This window comes from Vibrio sp. YT-16 (genome assembly GCF_033337405.1).
Lineage (GTDB): Bacteria > Pseudomonadota > Gammaproteobacteria > Enterobacterales > Vibrionaceae > Vibrio > Vibrio alginolyticus.
Window position 1 is genome coordinate 1 of sequence record NZ_JAWOQQ010000061.1, and the last position, 1,758, is coordinate 1,758.

The following is a 1,758-nucleotide window of genomic DNA, read 5'->3' on the forward strand; positions in this document are numbered from 1 at the left end:
CCTTATGTGGCAGATCGAAGTAAATGTTGGTCAACTTCGCGTCCACAACCTGTACGGTCATTTCGCTACTGAACTCATCTAGGTCTGCGCGAATGACCGAAACACCTGTTTTAAGCGCTGTAATCACACCGCGTTCGTCGATGTTAACAATGTCAGCATTTTCAACGTTCCAAACAACTTGTGATGTAAGGTCGTCTTGAGTGTCATCGTTATAAAAGCCGATGACTTTCACCTGCGCCAGCTCACCCTCTGCAAGCGACACACGGCTTTGGTTTAGTGCAATACGAGACACCACTTTGTCTGGTACTGGCGGCTCTGGAATAACGGGTTCAGAAGGCTTCGGCGGCGTCACCTCTGGCGTTTCAGGAACTTCTGGTTTGGAAATATCAGGAAACTCAGGCACTGGCAGTTCCGGTATTGGCGCTTCAATTTCTGGCTCGTCAGGTAATACTTCTTCTGGCAAGCTCATTGGCGGTTGGCTAGTGCTGCTTCCACTGTCGCTATTACAACCAAACAAACTCGTGACGAGTAATAGCATTGCGATCTTATTAAAAGTATTTTTGCTTATCATAGAGTCAAACATTCAAACTTTTATTATTAGACAACATTAAAAATTCAAATTATGAATACAAACAACTCAGCAATACCGCTGACTGGTTAGCGCTTCGTATGTATGAAACTTTTTCTCTAATTCAACCTCCAACTCAGCTCTGTTTTTAGTATCTCTCATCAATATGTTTTCTCGATAACGGGTAATTGCTGAAATTAATTCACTTTTGGCCATCGTTAATTGCTCGTCAAACGAGCACACGAACTCATGTTCACTCATCGTGATTCTCACAATACATAAATTTAGAAATTACATTCTGTTTATTTACTTCGACGACCATCTATGAGATGGCAAAAAAATGTAATGGGAAGTGCTCAGTTCTACAATATGCCAAATATCAAAATCGTCTCATCGTGATATAAAAATCAGCTCAAGTTTTCGATTTAAAGTTGGGAGTCACTTTTAATGACTTCCCTATTTTCTGGTAAACAATAGGCAAGAAAAAAGGTGCCACATTGGACACCTTTAAAATCAACGAACAGAAGTTACGCCTCCGGATTCGGTTCAGCAATATTCTCGATTGGCTCTGGTTTTGCGTACACATAGCCTTGAATCAAATAGATATTGTGCGTAGCCAAATACTCAATCTGTTTTCTGTTTTCTACACCTTCGGCAATCATTTCACATTCCGCTTTCATCGCCGCAGACACAATAGAATCCAACACTTTGAGTTTTTGGTCGTCTGAGCCAATTGGATCAACGAACATTTTGTCCACTTTCAAGCAGCGAATACCCAAGTCCTGCAAGTAAGAAAAGCCACCATAACCTGTTCCAAAGTCATCAATTTTGAACTTGTAACCTTTGTTGGTGAGGTAGAGAATCTCTTTTTTCGCGGCTTCTACGTCTTTAACCGGAATTCTTTCTGTTAGCTCAAAATGAATTCGGTTTGCACACGGCCAATTCAAATCTGCCAACAGTTTGGTTAACGAACCGGTTTCTAAATGAGAAGAGACAATATTGACACTCACCCAAATCGACTCAGGCAGTGACTCAAGATCTTGGATGATTTTGCGAATCATCTGGTTCGTCATCGGAACAATCAATCCGCTCTCCTCTGCGGCGCCACTAAACATATTAGGTGGCACCAAACCATCGCGTCTTGACCAACGCACCAACGCTTCATAACCCACAGTTAGGCCATCTATGCT

The 1,758-nt window shown here is 42.0% G+C and carries 2 protein-coding genes; both read right to left on the reverse strand.

Features of this window, described 5'->3' with window-relative positions; all coding sequences use genetic code 11:
- On the reverse strand, positions 1 to 538 hold a 538-nt coding region (locus tag R7F07_RS24690; RefSeq protein ID WP_318110594.1), incomplete at its 3' end, for an Ig domain-containing protein.
- Positions 539 to 1,095: 557 nt separating this feature from the next.
- Positions 1,096 to 1,758 (reverse strand): EAL domain-containing protein (locus R7F07_RS24695; RefSeq protein ID WP_318110595.1); only part of this gene is annotated, 663 nt, incomplete at its 5' end.